This window comes from Candidatus Pelagibacter sp. (genome assembly GCF_052049675.1).
In the GTDB taxonomy this organism is placed as follows: domain Bacteria; phylum Pseudomonadota; class Alphaproteobacteria; order Pelagibacterales; family Pelagibacteraceae; genus Pelagibacter.
In genome coordinates this window covers 310,070-329,074 of record NZ_JBNGZM010000001.1, presented here as the reverse complement: position 1 = coordinate 329,074, position 19,005 = coordinate 310,070, and the positions used below count along the sequence as shown (strand labels likewise).

Genomic DNA, 19,005 nt, shown 5'->3' with positions numbered 1-19,005 from the left:
ATTTAATAGACTAATAGAAATAATTTAATATAAAAAGGCATCTGTAGCTATTAGCTAAAAATAAGATGGCAACGTGGCGGAATGGTTACGCAGAGGATTGCAAATCCTTGTATCCCGGTTCGATTCCGGGCGTTGCCTCCAAAAAAATCTTGTTTTAGTTACAAAAAAAAGTAAGTTGGCTTTTTATATTCCTCGGTAGCTCAGTTGGTAGAGCAGTTGACTGTTAATCAATTGGTCGCAGGTTCGAGTCCTGCCCGAGGAGCCAGAAAATAGAATATTAATAAAACTTTTTATAAATAATCAGCACTAGGGTCTTAATTAAACTACTTTTGAAATTCCTGAACCTGAAATTTGTAAAGATTTGTTAAATTTTAATTTTTGATCAGCATTAAGCTCTGAATATAATTTTACTAGAAAATTATAATTGACATTCATATGACCCTCTTGAGATTTTTCAAGGTTTAACAAATATTCTGAAAAATCTTCAAAGAAATAATTGATCGGCACTTTTAAATAATTTGAAAGTTGCAGTAATCTTATAGAACTTACGCCGTTGGTTCCTTTTTCATATTTTTGAATTTGTTGAAATGTAACATTAATTGCTTTTGCAACTTTAGTCTGTGTCAAACCTAAAGCTAATCTTCTTAGCTTAAGCTTATTGCCTAAGTGTTTATTGAAATTATCTTCCATTAAGACCCCTCTTAATTAAATTTTATAAAGAGCATTGAACCTATTTATTAATGTTACTGCAATAAAAAAATTTATTTTTTTTTGTAGGAAATTTGTAAAAATCAAAATAATGTCAAGTATTAGTTGAATTTAAAATTAAGATATTTAGATTGATTTAATTATTATAATTAACATGTTATTGTATAATTTTTATAAGATTTGACTTAAAAATAGCTTAGTTCTATCACTCTTTGGATTAGCAAAAAACTCATTAGTTTCGGCTCTTTCAACTATCATTCCTTCATCCATAAAAATAACCTCATCTGCAACCTCTTTGGCAAATCCCATCTCATGAGTAACTACAATCATTGTCATTCCTGCCTTCGCTAAATTAACCATAGCATCTAAAACTTCTTTGATCATTTCTGGGTCTAGGGCTGATGTTGGTTCATCAAACAGCATTATTTTTGGTTCCATACATAATGCTCTAGCTATTGCACATCTTTGTTGTTGACCACCTGAAAGTTGTCCTGGATATTTGTTAGCTTGGTCTGAAATTTGTACTTTTTCTAAGTGTTGAAGAGCTAAATCTTCTGCCTCTTTTTTTGGCATTTTTTTTACCCAAATTGGAGCTAGTGTACAATTATCTAAAATAGAAAGATGAGGAAATAAATTAAATTGTTGAAACACCATTCCTACCTCAGCTCTAATTTTTTCAATGTCTTTAGTATCTTCTGTTAACTCATTTCCATCTACTATAATTGAACCTTGTTGATGTTCCTCAAGTCTGTTTATACATCTAATTAATGTTGATTTACCTGATCCTGAAGGTCCACACACAACAATTTTTTTATTCTTTTCAACTTCTAAATTAATATTTTTTAATACTTGGAAATCACCAAACCACTTATTCATTTCTGTAATTTGAATTATTTTATCTGACATTATCTTTCTGTTTTATATTTTTGTTCTAAATTATAACTATATTTACTCATTGCATAGCAAATAATAAAAAATAGTGCTGATGCAAACACATAACCTTCCATTGCAAAACCTAACCACTCTGGGTTAGTTTTAGCAAGATTTAACATTCCAACAATTTCTAAAAGTCCTACAACAAATATTAAAGGTGTATCTTTTACAAGAGCCAAAAAAGTATTGGCAATACCAGGTATTACAAGTTTTAATGCCTGAGGTAAAATTACTAAAATATGCATTTTCCAATAACCCATTCCTAAAGATTTAGCAGCATCATATTGACCTCTTGGTAATGCTTGCAAACCACCTCTGATGACTTCTGCAACATAAGCAGCTTCAAATAATGAGATTGCAATAATTACTCTGACTAATTTGTCAATAAACATATCCTCAGGTAAAAACATTGGAAACATTACTGAGGACATAAATAATACTGTAATCAGTGGAACACCTCTCCAAAATTCAATCATTCCTATTGAAATATATTTAATTATTGGAAAATCTGATCTTCTTCCCAGAGATAAAAATAAACCTATAGGAAAACAAAAAATCAAACAAAAAAATGATACAATAAATGTTAAAGACAAACCTCCCCAAGCACCTGTCTCTACCCACTCTAATGCTTCTAATTTACCCAGTTCAATAAGTTCCTCATAAAAAAATACATATTTTAATAAAATGTAAGTTGTGATCGGAACTATAATAAAATAGTACATTTTAAATTTTGAAGGAATAAAAAATCCTATTGTAACAGAAATTACAGCTGCAATAATACCATACGAGAAATCAAAAAATATTGGACCTCCAGATATAAAAAAGAAAATAAAGAAAAAAGCAATCAATGGATAAACAACTACATAATAAAGTGTTAAATATTTTTTGAACTTTTCAGTAGCAAAAAAACCTATGGTTCCAAGAAAAGCTAGAGCGATGAATGATAAGTTGATACGCCACTGCTCTGGATTTGGATACATCCCATACATAAATCTGTTAAACCAAATTTTAATATATGTCCAACAAGCTCCACTACCTGTACAAACATCTTTTGAATCTCCTGCAATGTTAGCATCTAAAATAAACCAACTTAAAAATGGTGGTAATGATTTGATAACTACGAAAACAATTAATAATGATAATAAAGCATTGAAATTGTTTGTATTAATATTTTTATTAATTGAGTCTAAAAACCTTAAGCCTGAATAATCAATTCTAATTAAATGAAGTCCTATAAACCCTAAAATTAACGGCAAAAAGAAGCTAATAGGTCTAGGTAAAAAAGATACTATATCTTTGTTAAAAAAAGAATTTAAAAAAACTATAAATATACTTAGAGCAACTAAAATTACCCCTGTATATAGATAAGTATAAAAGTTATTTTTATCTGGTTGTAAAAAATTTAATTTGTTCATTATTTTTCTTTAATAGCTATTTTTTTATTATACCAATTCATGAATATTGAAATTGATATACTCAGAGATAAATATGTTAACATTGTTATAGAAACAATTTCTATCGCTCTACCTGTTTGCATCAGAGCAGTTCCTGCAAATACAAGAACTAAGTCAGGATACGCAATTGCAGCTGCGAGAGAAGAGTTTTTAGTTAAGTTTAAATACTGATTAGTAGTAGGAGGAATAATTATTCTCAAAGCTTGAGGCATTACAACTAATTTAAGAACTTGATTAGGAGTTAAACCTATAGATGCTGCCGCTTCCTTTTGACCTTTGCTTACCCCTTGCACACCCGCTCTTACGCATTCTGCAATGAAGGTTGCTGTATACAATGACAAAGCTAATGCTAAAGATATTAACTCAGGAGGTAATTTAATTCCTCCTTCATAAGTAAAACCAGATTGAGATAATTGTTTAATTACAGGTATTTCAACTGAAGCATCAACTCCTCCAAATAAAAAACTTAAAATTGGTAAAATTAATAAGAGACCTATTGAAATTGAAAGAACTGGTGTTTGTATACCTTCGTTCTCTTGCTTTTTTTTAGCATAAATTCTAACAATAATAATTGAAATTATCGCAGCAATTATTGAATAAATAAAAACATCTAAATTGTTCCAAACAAAAGCAGGAACAAAAAAACCTTTTATAGTAAGAAAAAAAACTCCAAACATTGGTTCTGTATCTTGAGGTAATGGAAGTGCTCTTAAAGCAGCAAAATACCAAAAAAATATTTGCAATAATAGAGGGATGTTTCTAAAAAATTCTACGTAAACTGCAGCAGTTCTATTAATAAGATAATTGTTTGATAATCTTGCAATTCCAACAACAACTCCAATAATAGTTGCAAATATAATTCCAATAACAGAAACTAAAATAGTATTTAATAATCCTACTAAATAAGCTCTAAAATATGAGTGAGAACCATCATACTCAATTAATGAAAATTGAACATCAAATGAAGACTCTTGTGATAAAAATCCATAACCAAAAGTTATCCCTCTGTTTTCCATATTGATTTGTGCGTTGTATGAAAAAAATCCAAAGACAAGAATTACGACTAAAAGTGTAAGTAATTGGGGTAATATTTTTTTAATATTCACGATAATTAATGACTTATAAAAAAAAGGGCTAGAAAAATCTAGCCCTTTTTAGATATTTAATTAGATAAATTATCTTGCTGGTGGTACATAAAGAATTCCACCTTTAGTCCATAATTGATTTGGACCTCTATCAGGTAAAATTCCTGTGTCGGCTATATTTCTCTTATAGCTTTCACCATAGTTACCAACTTGCTTGATAATTCTCAAACTCCACTCGTTGTCTAGACCTAAAGCAGCACCTAATTCACCTTCAGCACCAACTAATCTTTTAACAGCTGGATTGTCAGAAGTTTTCATAGAGTCTGCATTCGCAGAAGTAACACCATACTCCTCAGCTTCAATCATAGTGTTTAGTGACCATCTAACGATATCTTCCCAGACAGAATCACCTTGTCTTACAACAGGGCCTAAAGGTTCTTTTGATATAGTTTCTGGTAAAACCATATGATCATCAGGGTTACTCAATTTAATTCTTTGAGCAGCTAAACCTGATTTATCAGTAGTGTAAGTATCACATCTACCAGCATCATATGCAGCTACAACTTCGTCTGCTTTTTCAAAAGTTACTGGCTCATATTGAATTCCTTTTGAATTAAAGAAATCTCTCATATTAAGTTCAGTAGTTGTTCCTAAGTTTGTACAAGCTGAAACACCTGCTTTGAAATCATTCACAGAAGATATTCCAGAGTTTTTTCTTACCATAAAACCTTGACCATCGTAGAAGTTTACACCTACGAAAGTAAGCCCAATGTCAGCATCCCTAGAAAGAGTCCAAGTTGTGTTTCTTGATAAGATATCTATCTCATTAGAAGTTAAAGCTGTAAATCTTTCTTTAGCACTTAATGGTGTAAACTTAACTTTGTTCGCATCACCTAGTACTGCAGCAGCTACCGCTCTACATACATCAACGTCAACACCAGTCCAATTTCCTGCAGCATCAGCATTAGAAAATCCTGGAAGACCTTGAGATACTCCACATCTTACAAAACCCTTCTTTTGAGTGTTTTTAAGTGTTTTAGATTTTTTAGCAGCCATAGTTTCTGTCGTAAAAGTAAACAACACTGCAACCATAGCAACTAAAGAAGTTAATTGTTTTAAGTATTTAAACATTATTCTTCCTTTATGTTATTTTTATTTGTTAACAAATAATTCAAAATTACTTTTGAATATTTTTAATTTAAGCATGTAAGAAATTACTGTTCAAGGAAAAATAATAAAAAAATCAAGTTCAATATAAAATTACGTCAAGCTAAATATTAAATTATTATTTGCTAAAAAAGTGAGAAATGGCGCGCCCTGAAGGATTCGAACCTACGACCCTCGGTTTAGAAAACCGATGCTCTATCCAGCTGAGCTAAGGGCGCAAAATTTAATGATATATATAATACTAAATTAATTTTTAAAAAGAAATTTTTTAGCTATTAATAATAAAGATAAAAGTTCAACTCTTCCGATTATCATAAAAAATATAAGAAAATATTTGGTTAAAAAGTGCATATTTTGGAAATCAAAATCTGATACGCCATAAGCTGATGAATTAACAGTATTCATTAATGTTAACACAGCTAATTTAAATGAGTATTCAAATTGAATGTTAGATAAAGACAGCAAGATAGTTAAAGAAAAAAGAGAAATAACAAAAATTAATATTGTTAAAAAATATTTATTTATATCTTTTGTATCAAAATTAATTTTTGAAAAAGCTAGTTTATTCATGAATACATTTTTTGGCCTACTAAAAGATAAAATTTGATTAATAGAATATTTAGTCAAAGAATATATTTTTAAAAATCTTAAACCTGAACTTGTTGAAAAAAAAGATCCACCTATAATTACAAGTAAGATGTATATAAAGTTTAAATTAGTTTGATCAACTTGGAGTGAAATACCTATATTTGAAATACTACTTACTAAAGATAAAAAACTATATGTGAAATTAGTATCATAGCTAAAAAAAACAAAAAAGATACTCACAACTACAATAAAATATAAAAATAAATGTATGTCTTCATAAAAGAAATTTAAATTTTTATTTCTTAGAAAGATTAAATTATATGTAAAAAAGATACTAAAAAAAGAAATTAACATTAAAAGAGAAAATATAATTATCTGAAAATCATTTACTAAAATTGATGAAAGATCATTTACAGGTAGAAAGCCACCTGATGAAATTACTGTCATTGCTAAATTCAATGAATTAAATGATCTTATACCAAGGATATTTAAAAGTATAAAAATTGATATAGTTAACCCTGAATAAAGTAAAAATATTTTTACTGATTGCTTTAATACCTCAGTAGAATTAAAAGATAAAAAATTAGTTAAAGATTTTTTTAAACTTTCGTCGTAAATATCAATTAAAAAAATAATAGAATATAAAAAATACAAACCACCTATCCATTGAATTGATGATCTCCATAAAATTAAACCTTGATCGATATGTTTGATATTTTCGAAGACAGTAAAACCTGTTGACGTAAATCCAGAAACTGCCTCGAATAAAGAATTTAAAAAAGATAAATTATATATACTTAAATAAAAAGGTATCGATAAAATCAAGGGCATCAAAAAATATCCCAATAAAACAGTTAATATTTTTTCAAATATTGAAGGTTTTTTTTGATCTGCTTTAATTTTATAAAAAATTATTCCAATCACTGCAGAAATAATTAAACTTAAATAATATGTATTTAAATTTAGATATAAATTAAAGTAATAAGAATAAATAATATTAAAAAAAGAAAAAACAGATATTAATATTAAAAAGAAACTTAAGTACTTTACTCTAAAAAAAGACATTTAATTAAATAGAACTTATTCTAAATATATTTTCTACTACCGAAATAGAATCTTTCTTTGCTAAAAAAACAACTTTATCCTCTTTTTGAAAAACAAAATTTGATCTAGGTATTATAACTTTATTTTCTCTTAAGACTGCACCTATTCTTATTTCATCAGGTAAATTTGAATTTTTTAATTCTTTATTAATAAGTTCTGATGTTTCTATAATTTCAGCTTCAATTACCTCATATTCACCATTCATAATTGTATATGCTGTTTCAATTGTACCTTTATGAATATGTTTTAAAATACTTGAGACAGTATTCATTCGAGGATCAATAAGATCATCAATTTTTAAAGAATTTTGCAACAAAGAATAATTTGGCTTATTAATTAAAGCCATTGTTCTTTTGTCATCTACATCTTTTTCATCTTTTGCAAATTTTTCAACAAGAACACTTACCATCAAATTATCTTCATCATCATTTGTTAAAGCAAGAACTGTTTCCGCTTCCTGTAAATTAGCCTCCACAAGGACTTCCTCATCTAAAGCATCTCCATTAATGATAATTGTATTATTTAATTCACTAGCAAGAAATTCTGCTCTATCTTTACTTTTTTCAATAATCTTAACTCTTGCTGCATCTAAAGTTTCTTCAATATTTTTAGCCAAATTAAAACCTATGTTGCCACCACCTACAATTAAAATATTTTTCGATATTTTTTCATCATGTCCAAAAGCTTCTAAAGTGTCTGACATTTGTGATGAATTAATTATCACATAAATTTTATCATTTTTTCTAACATCATCGTTTTTCTTTGGGATTAAAAATTTTTCATCTCTTATTATTCCAATAATATTTGCATCTAAATTAGGATATTTTTTAGTCAGATCGTTAAGTTTAATATTAATTAATTTACAATTTTCATTTATTAAAATTTCTAATAATCTGATTTTATTACTAGCAAATGGAACACTATCTAGTGCTCCTGGTGCTTCAAGTTTTCTTTGTATCGATTTTGCAATCTCAATTTCAGGTGAGATAATTACATCAATAGGTAAATTTTCTTTATTATAAACTCTTGTAAATTTTGGATTTAAATAATCTTGAGATCTTATTCTAGCAATTTTTTTTTGAATTTTAAAAATAGAAAATGCTATTTGACAAATAAGCATATTAATTTCGTCATTTCTAGTGACAGCTATAATCATATCAGTCTCTGCTGCGTTAGCTTTTTCTAAAATTGATGGATAAGTTCCTTTTCCTACTATAGCTTTGACATCTAAAGCATCATCAATTTTTTGAATATCTTCACTAGATGGGTCAATAACGGTTATTGAATGACCTTGTTCACTTAGCTGTTTAGCTATAGTGAACCCAACTCTTCCAGCTCCACAAATGATTATATTCATCTAATTAAATTCTTTGATACCCAAACCTTTTAATTTTCTGTGCAACGCACTTCTTTCCATGCCAACAAAATTAGCTGTTTTAGAAATATTTCCATTAAATTTTTTCAATTGAATAGTTAAATACTCCTTTTCAAATTTTTCTCTAGCTTCTTTTAATGGCACAGAAAGGCTATTTTCAGCCAATTGATCATCAAAATTGATATTTTTTAAAGATTCCTTAATGATATTTGAAACTTTATCTTTTGAGTCTGGTTGCAGTATCGCAATCCTCTCGATTAAATTTCTTAATTCTCTAACGTTTCCATGCCAATTATGATTAAGTATATAACTATTATTTTCGTCTATATCTAAATCTTTAATTTTATAATTATCAGATATTTTTTTTGAAAAATATTTAATTAATAAAGGTATATCAGAAATTCTTTGGTTTAGTGGTTCAATATTTATCTCAAAAACATTTATTCTGTGAAATAAATCTTCTCTAAAATTTCCAATTTCGATTTCTTTTTTTAAATCTTTGCTTGATGAGCAAATTAATCTAACATCTACACTTACATCGTTACTTCCATTAACTCTTTTAAATTTTTGATCAGTTAAAACTCTTAATATTTTAGACTGTATATCTAATGGTATTTCTGAAACTTGATCAATTAAAAGTGTACCTTTGTTCGATTTTTCAAGTGCACCATATGATATAGAGCCATTTTCCTTTTCTTCACCAAATAATTCTAATTCATATTTGTGAAAATCTAGTAAAGCACCATTTAATACAACAAATGGATTTTTACTTCTAGAAGAAGCTTTATGAATTTTTCTTGCTATTAATTCTTTTCCTGAACCTGAAGGGCCATTTATTAGAACTCTACTTTCGGTAATAGATATTTTTTTTATTTGATCAATAATATTTACTATATTTTTACTATTACCTATTAATTCATAGGATGAGAATAATTTACTTTCATATTCTTTATTTTGTTTTTTTAAATTAAAGTTTTCAACTGCTCTTTTAACAAAATTAAGTAATCTTTCTTGATCGAATGGTTTTTCTATGAATTCAAAAGCTCCGTGTTGTAAAGACTTAACAGCCATTTCAATGTTCGCATGTCCAGATATAATTATAACAGGTGTGTCTTTGTTTTTCGATTTGATATGTGAAAGAAGTTCAATACCGTCATTATCTCCCTTATCTAATTTTACATCAAGAATTGCAACATCAGGTAATTTTTTATCTATTTCAGCAAGTGCTTGGTTGTAATTTGCTGCTAAACGAGTTCTGTAACCGGCATCTATAATTAATTCATTAATTATATTTCTGATATCAGCGTTATCATCTACAATTAAAATTTCTTCACTCATTTCTGTTTTAAAAATGTAATATTAATTTTTGCACCCTTTTCAATTGGTATAAAATCTATTTTTCCATTGTGATCATTAATTATTTTATTAACAATTGATAATCCTAAACCAGTTCCATTTTTCTTAGTTGTGAAATACGGATTAAGTATATCTTTAATATTATTTTTTAATTCACTAAAACCAACGCCATTATCTTCTATAGTTACTTTTATGTGGCTATTATCTTCAGTAAGTTCAATAGCAATTTTTTTGCTAAAATTGTTGGTGTTTTGAGCCTTTTGATGGATACTTTCTATGGAATTTTTAATCAAATTTAGGAAGACTCTGCTTATTTGTTCTTTATCACTTTCTAAATTAATTTTCTCAAAATCTTTTTTAAAAGTGATATCTATAGAATTATCTAATTCTTTAAGCAAATTTACATTATCATGAATTATATCTACTAAATTATTTCCTCTAAATATTGGTTTAGGCATTCTTGCAAAGTCAGAAAATTCATTAACCAATTTTTCGATTTGTTTTATTTGATTGTTTATAATTTTTAAATTTTCTTTAAAATTTTCAGTTTCATGTTCATCTAATTGTTTAGAATATTTATTTTTCAATCTATCTATGGTTAATTGTATCGGTGTGAGTGGATTTTTAATTTCATGAGCAAGTTTTCTAGCTAAACTTCCCCATGCTTCGTGCCTTTCATTAATAATTAACTTCTCTTGCTGGCTTTTCAGCCTATCTATCATTAAGTTAAAATTTTTATTTAAAGTCTCTAAATCTTTATCTGTCTTAACTTCAGGAACTTTTGCATCAAAATTTCCTTGACCAATAGATGTTGAAGCAAGAATTAAGTTATTGATAGATCTAAAAAACCTAGATGAAAATCTGATCGCAATAGATATAGAGACAAATAATAAAACACTAACAACAATAATATAAATAATAGCAAATGAGATTTTAATTCCAGTGCTTTTTTCCTCAACTGTATAATAAAAATTAATAGCTTCTTGAGACTCTGTCAAATATCTAGAAATATCTTTGTCTAAATACTTTACTACATATAAAAATCTATCTTCAAAATTTTGCAACCTCATTATTGCGGCAGAAATATTTTCTGGTGCATTAATAATTTTTAAAGGACGATCATCATCCAAAACTAAATTTAATGCTCTGTCAACTGGAGGTATGTATGGCTGATCATCTTTCAAAGTCGTAAATAACAACCTTTTATTAATATCTATGATATGCACTTCATCAACATCCCTAATTAATTTTTGTGTATCCAAAAACCTACTATATTCATTTTGATTATCATTTAAAAATTTTTTACTTTTATTGGTATCAAAAGCTATTAAAACAATATCTGATTGAATTTTATTTCTAATTTCCTCGATATAATTCCTTGCTAACTCATAAGAGTTGTTGACTACCGTCGTAACTTTTTTGTCAAAATACTTCTCTAAAGCAAAAGAAAATAAAAAGAGTGAAAATATTGAAATTAATACCGATGGAATTAAAGTAAATAAACCAAAGTATGTAATATATTTTTTATTAGATTTAAAACCATCTTTATCGATGTCATTTTTTATTGCGCTCTTAATCTCAATAAAAATAAAAACAAAAAGTGCAATTAAAAGAACAATGTTTAATACTAATAATATTTGTAAATTTTGATCTGATAATTCAATAAATCCTTTGTCAATAAAAGTTAAAAAGGTTAAAAAACCAATCGATAATGTGATAATAAATAATATTATTAAATATATATTTTTTTTAATAAATTCGTACATTTGAATATAAAAACTACCATATAAATGAATAATTATTTTATAATACTAGCATCAGGACAAAGCAAAAGATTTAATTCAAAAAAACCAAAGCAATACAATATTTATAAAAACAAGGCTCTTTTTAAACATTCTTTGGAAAAAGCAATGAAATCAAAGCTCTTTAAAAAAATTATATTGGTCGTAAATAATAAAAAAAGTATTAAAGAAAAATTTCCTAAAAATGTATTCATAATAAAAGGTGGTAAAGAAAGATCTGATTCTTCTTTAATTGCCTTAAAATATATTAAAAAATTTAAACCTAATAATGTTCTCATTCACGACGCTGCTAGACCAAATTTCACTATCGAGCTTTTAAAAAATCTAATTAAATCACTTAAAAAAAATAAGGCTGTAATACCTTTTATAAATCCAAAAGATTCTATTAAATATAAAGTAAAAAACCAACTTATAAACCTTAGTCGAAATAATTCAATTTTAACTCAAACTCCTCAAGGTTTCAGATTTAAAGATTTATATATTCTTTCAAATAAACAAAAAAATAAAATTACTGATGAAGCAACATTATTTATTGAAAATAATTTAAAAGTTAAATTTATTAAAGGTGAAAACTTAAATAACAAAATTACATTTAAAGAAGATATCAAAACTAATAAAACTTATTTTGGTATTGGTTTTGATATTCATAGATTAATAAGAGGAAAAAAACTTTTTTTAGGTGGTATAAAAATTCCATATCACTCAGGACTTAAAGGACATTCTGATGGAGATGTGATTATTCACTCGATAATCGATTCTATCCTTGGGGCCCTAAGAAAAAAAGATATTGGTACTTTTTTTCCAGATAATCAAAAAAAATATAAAAATATTAGATCTCCTAAAATGCTAAAGCCTATTGTTGAAATATTAAATAATAATGATTTTTATATAAATAATTTAGATATAAATTTAATATGCGAACAACCAAAAGTTTCAAAGTATCGTGATAAAATAATCAAATCCCTATCTAATTTACTAAATATTGATAAAGAATTAATTAACCTAAAAGGTAAAACAGTAGAAAAACTTGGTTTAATTGGAAAGGAAAAAGCAATAGCTTGTGAAGTTATTTGCTCAATAACACAATGAAAAAAATAAATGTTCTGTTATCCACTTTCTTTGGTTATGGATATTTAACCAAAATTCCTGGAACTTTAACCTCTGCTGTAACAACTTTTTTTATTTACATAGCTTATGAGATTTTAGGATACACAGATCTTAAATTTTCAATTATTTTTTTTATAATTTTGTTTTTTTATTCATTTTATGCAGTAAAAGATTCAGAATCTGAATTTAAAAATAAAGATCCAAGACAAATAGTAATCGATGAGGTTTTAGGGCAATCTATGCCTTTAATCTTATTGCTATATTTAAATCAAACTAATAATATAAGCATTTCAATTGAAGTTTATTATATTTTATCTTTTGTTTTTTTTAGATTTTTTGACATCCTAAAACCTTTTCCAGTAAGTTATTTTGATAAAAACCATAAGAACTATTTTGGAATAATTATGGATGATATAATGGCAGGTTTATATTCAATGGTATTAATATACTTAATAAGTTTAAAATTCTAATGAGTGTCCAATTACTTCATAAAAAATTAATTAAAAAAAAAATAACTATATCTGTAGCTGAATCATGTACAGGTGGATTATTGGCCCATAATTTGACGAAATTAGCTAATTCATCAAAATACTTTCAAATGGGTCTGATCACTTACTCTAATCAAGCCAAAATAAAAATATTAAAGGTAAATAAAAATATTATTAAAAAATATGGTGCGGTGAGCCATGAGTGTTGTAAGTCAATGGTTCAAAATTTATCTAAAATATCAAAGAGTAAAATTAATGTATCGATAACAGGAATTGCTGGACCAGGAGGTGGATCAAAAGAAAAACCCATTGGACTTGTATATGTTGGCATTAAAAAAGGTAAAACTCTGCTTATTAAAGAAAATAAATTTAAATCAAAAAACCGTAATTCAATTCAAAAATCAACAGTTCGTAACGTAATTAAGTTAATCAGTAAAATTATTTAATACTTTCAGCTCTTTTTTGAAAGGCATCAGCTATCTTTTCCAAACCAAATTGAAAAGAATTGGTCATTAAAATATTTAAAAACTTATTTTCGATTTCAAAATCGATGTCAAATAAAACCTCTGTTTTATAACCTTCATTGTCATTTCCTACCTCAATAAATTTCCAATTATTTTCTAAATGATTTAATGGTCCACCTAAATTAACAACATGAATATGATCATTTTTTTTATTTAATTTAACATCACTTTTAAATGTATCCTTAAATGGCCCCTTACCTATTGTAAGATCAGCAATTATATTTATGGTATCGCCTCTATCACTTCTCTCATAGACTTTTGAATTATCGCAGAAAGGAATAAATTCTGGGTATTTTTCAATATCTAAAACAAACTCAATTAGCTTATCTTTTCTGTTATCAATTAATCGCTTAACTGATGCTTTCGGCATTAATTTTTTTTTAATCTATTTTGTTGAAGTTTCGCAAAATCCTCATCTGCATGATATGAAGATCTAGTTAGAGGAGATGAAGAAACTAACAAAAATCCTTTGGCTTTTGCAATTGTTCCTAAATTTTCAAATTCTTCTGGCGTGTAATATCGATCTAATGGATAATGTTTGATTGATGGTTGTAAATATTGACCGATCGTTATGAAATCAACGTCTGCAGCTCTTAAATCATCCATGACTTGTAAAATTTCATCTCTTGCCTCACCTAAGCCGACCATTATTCCCGATTTGGTAAAAATATTTTTATTAACTTTTTTTGCATTTTTCAATAGCTCTAAAGATGCAAAATATCTAGATCCAGGTCTAACTTTTAAATAAAGACTAGGAACAGTTTCAATATTATGATTAAAAACATCTGGTTTAGCATCTAAAACTTTTTTATATGCATCTCCTTTTCTCAAAAAATCAGGTGTAAGAACTTCAATAGTAGTATTTGGGTTTGATTTTCTAGTTTGATTAATCACTTCAAAAAAATGTTCTGATCCACCGTCATCTAAATCATCTCTATCAACTGAAGTAATAACAACATGTTTTAAATTTAATTTTTTTACAGCTTCTGCAATCTTTACAGGTTCAAGTTGATCTAATTTTCCTGGTACACCAGTTTTAACATCACAAAAAGCACAAGCTCTTGTACAGGTGTCTCCCATAATCATAAAAGTTGCATGTCGCTTACTCCAACATTCAGTTATATTAGGGCAGTTTGCTTCCTGACAAACAGTTACAAGATTATTATTATTTACTATTGTTTTGGTTAAGAAGAATTCCTTACTATTTGTAAGTTTAGATCTAATCCATTCAGGTTTTTTTTTAATTGGATTAATCGGTTTGTTTTCTTTTTCTGGATGCCTACTTTTCATGTTTTTTAATTATATAAATTGTCTCATTTTTTTTACCAAATAAAAATCGTTCTCTAATTAAAGTCTCAATATAATCAAGATCTAAATTAGTGCTTAGAAGTGAATTTTTATGATCCATGTCTTCTATCTTATTAGTTAGGGTTAATTCTTCTTTTTTCAAGTTAGACAAAAGTTCTTTTTTTTCTATATACGAAAAAAGACCTCTTTCGCCAGATACTAAGTTAAAACCAAAATAAAAAATAAGAAAAACTGATATTAATAAAAAATAATTTCTTTTTATTAATCGAAGCATTAATTGATCTTATTCATCCTCGCTTTTTTTCCAAGTTCTTCTTCAATACGTATTAATTGATTATATTTTGCAACCCTTTCAGATCTGGCTAAAGATCCGGTTTTAATTTGATTTGAATTAGTACCTACTGCTAAATCAGCAATAAACGTATCCTCACTATCACCTGATCGGTGAGATATAATAGTTTTATATCCAATAGTTTGTGCAAATTTTATTACATCAAGAGTTTCGGAAACAGTTCCAATTTGATTTAGCTTTATTAATATAGAATTAGAGGAAATATTTAAGAAACCTTTTTTTAATCTTTCAAGATTTGTTACATACAAATCATCTCCTACTATCTGAACTTTTTTTATTGATTTTATTAATTTATTCCATGCCAACCAATCATTTTCAGCAAACGGATCTTCTATAGACTTAATTTTGTATTTTTTTATAATTTTTTGATATTCTTTAATGGATTTATCTACTGAAATATAACTTTTAGAATGAATAGAGTATTTGTTCTTTTTATATAATTCATTAGCAGCCACATCTAGACAAATAGAAACATCTTTACCATTAATAAATCCTGATTTTTTAATTGCACTCAAAATTAAATCTAAAGCTTGATTATTACTACTGATCATGGGTGCAAACCCACCTTCATCACCTACTGAAGTTGATAAACCTTTGGATTTAATTAATTTACTTAAGTTTTTAATAACAACAAAACAAATTCGCATCGCCTCAGAAAAACTTTTTGCTCGATCAGGTCTGATCATAAATTCTTGAATTCTAAGACCATTATTTGCATGCGCTCCACCATTAATAATGTTCATTAATGGATAAGGTAATTGAAAGTTTTTTTTTTGAAAAAAAGTTTTATACAAAGGTAATTTTTTTGCTTTTGCAGATAGTTTTTTAACAGCCATAGAAACAGCTAACATGGCATTGGCTCCTAAGTTAGTTTTTTGTCTTGTCCCATCCAAGTTAATCAACAAAGTATCAATTCTTTCTTGGTTGTGAATACTTTGTCCTTTTAATTTTTTTGAAATCTTAGTATTGACTAAATTAACTGCACTTAAAACACTTTTTCCTAAATACCGTTTATTATTTTTATCTCTTTTTTCAAAAGCTTCAAAAGTTCCTGTGGAAGCACCTGAAGGACAAATAGCGGACGCGCTATTATTTTTAATATAAACTTCTGCCTCTACTGTTGGATTTCCTCTGCTGTCAAAAACTTGACGTGCTTTTACTTTTAAAATTTTACTCACTATTTTTTAATTAGATTATCTATATCGTGTAATTGTTTTAATAGATTCTCTAATTTATTCAATGGTACCATGTTTGGTCCATCTGATGGAGCATTATCAGGATCTTGATGAGTTTCAATAAATACTCCAGCAACACCAACAGCAACAGCTGCTCTTGCTAAATATTCAACGAATTCTCTTTGACCACCAGAAGATTCTCCTTGTCCGCCAGGTTGTTGAACCGAGTGAGTGGCATCAAAAATTACCGGATAACCATTCTTTGCCATTATAGGTAATGATCTCATGTCAGAGACTAAAGTGTTATATCCAAAACTTGCACCTCTTTCTGTGACTAGGATGTTTTTATTTCCTGAGTCTGAAATTTTTTTAGTTACATTAACCATATCCCATGGTGCTAAGAACTGACCTTTTTTAACATTAATAATTTTATTTGTTTTAGCTGCAGCAATTAACAAGTCTGTTTGTCGACATAAAAAAGCTGGAATTTGTAAAACATCGACATACTTTGAAACAACTTCACATTGCTCTGCATTATGAATGTCTGTTAAAATAGGAACATTTAATTCCTTTTTAATTTTATCAAATACAGGAAGTGATGCATCTAATCCTGCTCCCCTTTTACTTTTTAAGCTAGTTCTGTTCGCTTTATCAAAAGAAGTTTTGTAAATAAATCCAAGGCCGAATTTAGAGGTAATTTCCTTAATTTTTCCAGCCATATCCATTGCGTGCTGCTCTGTCTCTAACTGACATGGACCTGCAATAATACAGATCTTATTATTGTTTGAAATTTCTATATTTTCACAATTTACTTTTATCGCACTCATATATGATTTTTTGCTGCTTTGATAAAAGAAGAGAATAAAGGATGTGGTTTCAAAGGTCTAGATTTAAATTCAGGGTGAAACTGAACTCCTATAAACCATGGATGATTTTTTAGTTCAATTATCTCTGGTAGCTTATGATCTGGAGATAAGCCCGAAAATATTAATCCTTTCTTCTCAAATTTATCTTTATATGAAATATCCACTTCATATCTATGTCTATGTCTCTCTTTGATTAATCTAGATTTATAAATATCTCTAATTTTAGATTTATCTTTTAAAATTGCATCGTAAGAACCAAGCCTCATGGTGCCTCCTAAGTCTTTGTCTGTTCCTTTAACTTTTCTGCCACTTTTCTCCCACTCATGCATCAAGCCAATAATATGAACACCACCTTTATCAAACTCAGAAGAAGTTGCTTTTTTAATTTTCAATTGATTTCTAGCAAATTCAATTATTGCCATTTGCATTCCATAACAAATTCCAAGGAATGGAATTTTATTTATTCTTGCATACTTTATTGCTTCAATTTTACCCTCAGTTCCTCTTTTACCAAATCCACCTGGAATTAAAATTCCTGAAACATTTTTAAGTTTATTTTTTATTTCTGAAACTTTTAATTTTTCAGAGTCTATTCTTACTAAATTAACTTTAAGATTATTGGATATTCCTCCATGAGTAAGTGCTTCATCTAAAGATTTATACGCATCTTTTAATTCAACGTATTTACCAATAATTGCAATGTTAACATGTCTTTTGGTATTAAGAGTGATTTTAGTTATTTTCTTCCATGGTGTTAAATTATTTGATTTTTTAGATTTTATTTTAAAATAATTTAAAACTTGAACATCTAATTTTTCTTTTGCAAAACTAATCGGTGCCTCATAAATAGTTTTAACATCAACAGTTTCAATTACATTTTTAATATCAACATTACAAAACAAAGATATTTTTTTTCTATGGTCTAAAGGAATAGGTCTTTCTGATCTACAAATAATTATATCAGGTTGAATACCAATACTTCTTAATTCTTTAACAGAATGTTGAGTTGGTTTGGTTTTGATTTCATCTGATGCTTTTAAATAAGGAACTAAAGTTAAATGAATAAATAATGCATTCTTTTTACCAATATCATTTGAAAATTGTCTTATTGCTTCAACAAATGGTAAACTTTCTATATCACCTACTATTCCACCTATTTCACAAATGACAAAATCTTCTTTAGATGTATCATGTTTTATAAATTCTTTAATTCTATCTGTGATGTGAGGAATAACTTGAACAGTTTTGCCCAAATACTGACCTTTTCTTTCTTTTTTAAGAACATCGTTATAAATTTTTCCAGTTGTGATGTTATCGGTTTTTTTTGCAGTAACGCCTGAAAATCTTTCATAGTGGCCTAAATCTAAATCTGTTTCAGCCCCATCATCGGTTACAAAAACTTCTCCATGTTGAAACGGACTCATTGTTCCTGGATCCACATTTAAATAAGGATCTAATTTTCTTAAACGAACTTTATAACCTCTTGATTGCAATAAATATGCTAATGATGCTGAAGAGAGACCTTTGCCTAAGGAAGAAACCACGCCGCCAGTGACAAATATATATCGCGCCATGGAAGTATCTTATAGCGAATAAAAAATGAATTGAAAAGG

Annotated in this window: 18 protein-coding genes and 3 tRNA genes; 5 read left to right on the top strand and 16 right to left on the bottom strand. The window is 27.5% G+C overall.

The features are described 5' to 3' along the window. Positions 1-67 precede the first annotated feature (67 nt). Positions 68-141, top strand: a tRNA-Cys gene (locus ACTT9L_RS01780). Positions 142-189: 48 nt separating this feature from the next. Then, positions 190-265 (top strand) — tRNA-Asn (locus ACTT9L_RS01775). Positions 266-318: 53 nt separating this feature from the next. Here ACTT9L_RS01775 and ACTT9L_RS01770 read toward each other — a convergent pair. The 10 genes from ACTT9L_RS01770 to ACTT9L_RS01725 form a co-directional block, all read right to left on the bottom strand. Next, entirely contained in the window at positions 319-690 is a 372-nt protein-coding gene (locus ACTT9L_RS01770) for a helix-turn-helix domain-containing protein (protein WP_440927655.1), read from the bottom strand. A 189-nt stretch (positions 691-879) separates the two neighbouring features. Next, on the bottom strand, positions 880-1,614 hold the full coding sequence (locus ACTT9L_RS01765) for an amino acid ABC transporter ATP-binding protein (protein ID WP_440927654.1): 735 nt from the start codon (positions 1,612-1,614) through the stop codon (positions 880-882). Continuing rightward, positions 1,614-3,056 carry an amino acid ABC transporter permease gene (locus tag ACTT9L_RS01760; RefSeq protein ID WP_440927653.1) on the bottom strand — a complete coding sequence of 481 codons (1,443 nt, stop codon included), beginning with the start codon at positions 3,054-3,056 and terminating at the stop codon, positions 1,614-1,616. The genes ACTT9L_RS01765 and ACTT9L_RS01760 overlap by 1 nt, the downstream gene beginning before the upstream one ends. After that, positions 3,056-4,201: an amino acid ABC transporter permease gene (locus ACTT9L_RS01755; protein ID WP_440927652.1), complete on the bottom strand. Its 1,146-nt coding sequence runs from the start codon at positions 4,199-4,201 to the stop codon at positions 3,056-3,058. Before ACTT9L_RS01755 ends, ACTT9L_RS01760 begins: the two co-directional genes overlap by 1 nt. 69 nt (positions 4,202-4,270) lie before the next feature. Beyond that, on the bottom strand, positions 4,271-5,311 hold the full coding sequence (locus ACTT9L_RS01750; protein ID WP_440925317.1) for an amino acid ABC transporter substrate-binding protein: 1,041 nt from the start codon (positions 5,309-5,311) through the stop codon (positions 4,271-4,273). Between the two features lie 177 nt (positions 5,312-5,488). Next, positions 5,489-5,565, bottom strand: a tRNA-Arg gene (locus tag ACTT9L_RS01745). Between the two features lie 28 nt (positions 5,566-5,593). Continuing rightward, positions 5,594-7,000 carry a TrkH family potassium uptake protein gene (locus ACTT9L_RS01740; protein WP_440927651.1) on the bottom strand — a complete coding sequence of 469 codons (1,407 nt, stop codon included), beginning with the start codon at positions 6,998-7,000 and terminating at the stop codon, positions 5,594-5,596. A 4-nt stretch (positions 7,001-7,004) separates the two neighbouring features. Further along, entirely contained in the window at positions 7,005-8,396 is a 1,392-nt protein-coding gene (trkA, locus tag ACTT9L_RS01735) for a Trk system potassium transporter TrkA (RefSeq protein ID WP_440927650.1), read from the bottom strand. Continuing rightward, complete coding sequence (locus tag ACTT9L_RS01730) at positions 8,397-9,752, bottom strand: sigma-54-dependent transcriptional regulator (protein WP_440927649.1); 1,356 nt, start codon at positions 9,750-9,752, stop codon at positions 8,397-8,399. Next, complete coding sequence (locus ACTT9L_RS01725) at positions 9,749-11,536, bottom strand: ATP-binding protein (RefSeq protein ID WP_440927648.1); 1,788 nt, start codon at positions 11,534-11,536, stop codon at positions 9,749-9,751. Before ACTT9L_RS01725 ends, ACTT9L_RS01730 begins: the two co-directional genes overlap by 4 nt. Positions 11,537-11,560: 24 nt before the next feature. On the opposite strand from ACTT9L_RS01725, the gene ispF reads away from it, so the two are divergent. From ispF to ACTT9L_RS01710, 3 genes are read left to right on the top strand one after another with little or no spacing between them, the layout of a single operon-like run. After that, positions 11,561-12,661, top strand: coding sequence for a 2-C-methyl-D-erythritol 2,4-cyclodiphosphate synthase (ispF, locus tag ACTT9L_RS01720; protein ID WP_440927647.1), 1,101 nt, complete (start codon positions 11,561-11,563; stop codon positions 12,659-12,661). Beyond that, positions 12,658-13,149: a phosphatidylglycerophosphatase A family protein gene (locus ACTT9L_RS01715; protein ID WP_440927646.1), complete on the top strand. Its 492-nt coding sequence runs from the start codon at positions 12,658-12,660 to the stop codon at positions 13,147-13,149. Before ispF ends, ACTT9L_RS01715 begins: the two co-directional genes overlap by 4 nt. Then, entirely contained in the window at positions 13,149-13,613 is a 465-nt protein-coding gene (locus ACTT9L_RS01710) for a CinA family protein (protein WP_440927645.1), read from the top strand. Before ACTT9L_RS01715 ends, ACTT9L_RS01710 begins: the two co-directional genes overlap by 1 nt. Here the strand turns inward: ACTT9L_RS01710 and ACTT9L_RS01705 are convergent. Genes ACTT9L_RS01705 through ACTT9L_RS01680 form a run of 6 tightly spaced genes read right to left on the bottom strand, consistent with a single transcriptional unit; the run spans position 13,606 to position 18,966 of the window. Beyond that, on the bottom strand, positions 13,606-14,061 hold the full coding sequence (locus ACTT9L_RS01705; protein ID WP_440927644.1) for a type II toxin-antitoxin system RatA family toxin: 456 nt from the start codon (positions 14,059-14,061) through the stop codon (positions 13,606-13,608). The genes ACTT9L_RS01710 and ACTT9L_RS01705 overlap by 8 nt on opposite strands. After that, a complete protein-coding gene (lipA, locus tag ACTT9L_RS01700; RefSeq protein ID WP_440927643.1) occupies positions 14,061-14,981 on the bottom strand; it encodes a lipoyl synthase in 921 nt (306 codons plus the stop codon). Before lipA ends, ACTT9L_RS01705 begins: the two co-directional genes overlap by 1 nt. Then, on the bottom strand, positions 14,971-15,273 hold the full coding sequence (locus ACTT9L_RS01695; RefSeq protein WP_440927642.1) for an FtsB family cell division protein: 303 nt from the start codon (positions 15,271-15,273) through the stop codon (positions 14,971-14,973). The genes lipA and ACTT9L_RS01695 overlap by 11 nt, the downstream gene beginning before the upstream one ends. Further along, positions 15,273-16,529 (bottom strand): phosphopyruvate hydratase, encoded by a 1,257-nt coding sequence (gene eno, locus ACTT9L_RS01690; RefSeq protein WP_440927641.1) that lies wholly within the window; start codon positions 16,527-16,529, stop codon positions 15,273-15,275. The genes ACTT9L_RS01695 and eno overlap by 1 nt, the downstream gene beginning before the upstream one ends. After that, a complete protein-coding gene (kdsA, locus tag ACTT9L_RS01685; RefSeq protein ID WP_440927640.1) occupies positions 16,529-17,353 on the bottom strand; it encodes a 3-deoxy-8-phosphooctulonate synthase in 825 nt (274 codons plus the stop codon). Before kdsA ends, eno begins: the two co-directional genes overlap by 1 nt. Further along, positions 17,350-18,966, bottom strand: a complete 1,617-nt coding sequence (locus tag ACTT9L_RS01680; RefSeq protein ID WP_440927639.1) for a CTP synthase — start codon at positions 18,964-18,966, stop codon at positions 17,350-17,352. Before ACTT9L_RS01680 ends, kdsA begins: the two co-directional genes overlap by 4 nt. Positions 18,967-19,005 lie beyond the last annotated feature (39 nt).

Bases quoted from the DNA above. Each gene is read 5' to 3' on its own strand.
- ACTT9L_RS01770 (WP_440927655.1), bottom strand. From the start codon at position 690: ATGGAAGATAATTTCAATAAACACTTAGGCAATAAGCTTAAGCTAAGA.
- ACTT9L_RS01765 (WP_440927654.1), bottom strand. From the start codon at position 1,614: ATGTCAGATAAAATAATTCAAATTACAGAAATGAATAAGTGGTTTGGT.
- ACTT9L_RS01760 (WP_440927653.1), bottom strand. From the start codon at position 3,056: ATGAACAAATTAAATTTTTTACAACCAGATAAAAATAACTTTTATACT.
- ACTT9L_RS01750 (WP_440925317.1), bottom strand. From the start codon at position 5,311: ATGTTTAAATACTTAAAACAATTAACTTCTTTAGTTGCTATGGTTGCA.
- ACTT9L_RS01740 (WP_440927651.1), bottom strand. From the start codon at position 7,000: ATGTCTTTTTTTAGAGTAAAGTACTTAAGTTTCTTTTTAATATTAATA.
- trkA (WP_440927650.1), bottom strand. From the start codon at position 8,396: ATGAATATAATCATTTGTGGAGCTGGAAGAGTTGGGTTCACTATAGCT.
- ACTT9L_RS01730 (WP_440927649.1), bottom strand. From the start codon at position 9,752: ATGAGTGAAGAAATTTTAATTGTAGATGATAACGCTGATATCAGAAAT.
- ACTT9L_RS01725 (WP_440927648.1), bottom strand. From the start codon at position 11,536: ATGTACGAATTTATTAAAAAAAATATATATTTAATAATATTATTTATT.
- ispF (WP_440927647.1), top strand. From the start codon at position 11,561: ATGAATAATTATTTTATAATACTAGCATCAGGACAAAGCAAAAGATTT.
- ACTT9L_RS01715 (WP_440927646.1), top strand. From the start codon at position 12,658: ATGAAAAAAATAAATGTTCTGTTATCCACTTTCTTTGGTTATGGATAT.
- ACTT9L_RS01710 (WP_440927645.1), top strand. From the start codon at position 13,149: ATGAGTGTCCAATTACTTCATAAAAAATTAATTAAAAAAAAAATAACT.
- ACTT9L_RS01705 (WP_440927644.1), bottom strand. From the start codon at position 14,061: ATGCCGAAAGCATCAGTTAAGCGATTAATTGATAACAGAAAAGATAAG.
- lipA (WP_440927643.1), bottom strand. From the start codon at position 14,981: ATGAAAAGTAGGCATCCAGAAAAAGAAAACAAACCGATTAATCCAATT.
- ACTT9L_RS01695 (WP_440927642.1), bottom strand. From the start codon at position 15,273: ATGCTTCGATTAATAAAAAGAAATTATTTTTTATTAATATCAGTTTTT.
- kdsA (WP_440927640.1), bottom strand. From the start codon at position 17,353: ATGAGTGCGATAAAAGTAAATTGTGAAAATATAGAAATTTCAAACAAT.
- ACTT9L_RS01680 (WP_440927639.1), bottom strand. From the start codon at position 18,966: ATGGCGCGATATATATTTGTCACTGGCGGCGTGGTTTCTTCCTTAGGC.